Origin of the sequence: Methylobacterium thuringiense (genome assembly GCF_022179645.1) — a bacterium.
Lineage (GTDB): Bacteria > Pseudomonadota > Alphaproteobacteria > Rhizobiales > Beijerinckiaceae > Methylobacterium > Methylobacterium thuringiense.
On the sequence record NZ_BPRA01000037.1, the window covers coordinates 1 to 2,504 of the forward strand.

The 2,504-nt window shown below is 68.1% G+C and carries 1 protein-coding gene and 1 pseudogene; both read right to left on the minus strand.

All coding sequences use genetic code 11. From position 1 onward, the window contains the following. Positions 1–156: 156 nt before the first annotated feature. Positions 157–891: an IS21-like element helper ATPase IstB gene (gene istB, locus MFF07_RS22330; RefSeq protein ID WP_283206840.1), complete on the minus strand. Its 735-nt coding sequence runs from the start codon at positions 889–891 to the stop codon at positions 157–159. An 8-nt stretch (positions 892–899) separates the two neighbouring features. Next, positions 900–2,387: pseudogene (istA, locus tag MFF07_RS22335) on the minus strand (IS21 family transposase); the annotation flags it as partial. Between the last annotated feature and the right edge of the window lie 117 nt (positions 2,388–2,504).

The following is a 2,504-nucleotide window of genomic DNA, read 5'->3' on the forward strand; positions in this document are numbered from 1 at the left end:
GTGTCAAACAGCGTTGAACATTGACCCTGGATCGGCGTCGAACTTTGACCCCCCGGATGGGTATGGCGGGACGCCCCTGATCAGCCCGGCGAAGCGGGTCGGGGTGGCGCAGCCGGGCTGATCAGGGGTCCAGCAGGCGGGACGTGTGCGCCGGCCTCAGGCGCGGTTCTTGAAGCGCCAGCTCTCGTTGCCGGTCTCGACGATCTCGCAATGGTGGGTGAGCCGGTCGAGCAGCGCCGTGGTCATCTTGGCGTCGCCGGCGAACACGCTTGGCCATTCCCCGAAGGCGAGGTTGGTGGTGACCACGATCGAGGTGGTCTCGTAGAGCTTGCTGATGAGGTGGAACAGGAGCTGGCCGCCCGACTGCGCGAACGGCAGGTAGCCGAGTTCGTCGAGCACCACGAGGTCGAGCCGGGCGAGATGATCGGCGATGCGGCCCTGGCGGCCGGCGCGTACCTCGGCTTCGAGCCGGTTGACGAGGTCGACGACGTTGTAGAACCGGCCCCGCGCCCCGTCTCGAATGCAGGCTCGCGCGATGGCGATGGCGAGGTGGGTCTTGCCGGTCCCGGTCCCGCCGACGAGTACGACGTTGCGCTGGTGAGCCAGGAACTCGCCGCCGGAGAGCGCGCGTACCAAACCCTCGTTGATCGGGGTGCCGTCGAAGGCGAACTCGGCGATGTCCTTGGCCATGGGCAGCTTGGCGATCGTCATCTGGTAGCGGATCGAGCGTGCCTGCTTCTCGGAGATCTCGGCCTGGAGCAGGTCGCCGACGATCTGCTGCGGTTCGTGGGTGCGCTTGACCGCGACCTTGATGATCTCGTCGTAGGCCGCCTTCATCCCGAAGAGCTTCAGCTCGCCCATGGTGGCGAGGATGTTCTGGCGTTCCATCATGGGGGGCTCCTCAGGCTGTCGTAGCGGGCGCAATCCGCGACCGGCTCGTGGCGCAGCCGCAGGCTCTCGGGGGTCAGGATGGTGACGGGCGGGGTCGGCTCGCGCTGCCGGGCGAGGATGTTGAGGACGACGTCGGCCGAGTGCACGCCCTCGCGCAGGGCCTCGGCACAGGCCGCCTCGACGGCCGGCAACCCATCGGCGAGCACGGCGGTGAGGATCTCCACCATCTGCCGGTCACCTCCGGCACTGCCGGCGAGCTTGCGTCGGACCCGGTCGAGGGCGGGAGGCAGGACCCAGTCCTTGAACGGTGCGCCGTTCCGGAGCGCGCCGGGCTTGCGGGCCAGCACGGGGACATAGTGCCAGGGATCGAACACGGTCTGATCCCGCCCGAAGGCGCGCTCGTGCTCGGCGACGACGCGCCCGTCCTGCCGGATCTCGACGCGCTCGGCGTAGGCCCGTACCTCGACCGGCCGACCGATGGCCGAGGCGGTGACCGAGTAGCGGTTGTTGTCGAAGCGCACGAGGCAGGTCGTGGACACCGAAGCGGTGACGGCGTGGAAGCCGTCGAAGCGGCCGGCATAGGGAACGAGGGCTGCCCGTTCGGCCTCGAACCGCTCCCAGACGGTGCGCTCGCGCTCCTCAGGATGGGGATGGGCCTTGGCGTAGGCGATCACCTGATCGAGCAGGAGCGCGTTCAGCTCCTCGTAGCTCTTCACCCGGACGCGCGGGGTGAAGAAGCGCTCGCGCACCAGCCCGACCTGGTTCTCGACCTGCCCCTTCTCCCAGCCCGAGGCCGGCGTGCAGGCGACCGGATCGACGAGGTAGTGCGAGCACATCTGCAGGAAACGGCGATTGTAGACGCGCTCGCGCCCGACGAAGATCGTCTCCACCGCGGTCTTCATGTTGTCGTAGATGCCGCGCTGGCAGGTGCCTTGGAAGAACGCGAACGCCCGGTCGTGGGCGTCGAACACCATCTCCTGGCTCTCGCGCGGATAGGCCCGCACGAACAGCATGCGCGAGTGGCAGAGCCGGACGTGGGCGACCTTGACCGTGACGGTCGTGCCGCCGATCAGCACGATCTCGTGGCTCCAGTCGAACTGGTAGGCCTCGCCCGGGGCGAACGACAGCGGTACGAACGCCTGGGCCGTGACCGAGGCGCGCTCGCGCTTCCAGGTTTTGGCATAGCGCCGAACAGCATCGTAGCCGCCCTCGTAGCCGAGCCCGCGCAGCGCCTCGTAGATCCGGATCAGCGTCAGCCGCTCGCGGGCGGACCTGCCGGCGTTGATGGCCAGTATCCGATCGAGATCGTCGCGCCACGGCCCGAGCTTGGGCAGCGGCTGCACCTCACGCTCGTAGGCGAAGGCGGTGGCTCCCGACCGGACGACTTTCCGGACCGTGTTGCGGGAGACGTGTAGGTCGCGGACGATGTCCTTGATCGCGCGGCCGCGGTTGAAGAACTCGCGCCGGATGCGCGCAATCGTATCCACGCCCTTCATCCCCCTACACCACCCTTCCGGCCGTACCGGAGGGCAGTCTGCGAGAACGAGGTTAGGGGGTCAGAATTGGACGCCGATCCCCCGCCTCACGGGGTCAAAGTTGCACGCCGAAACACA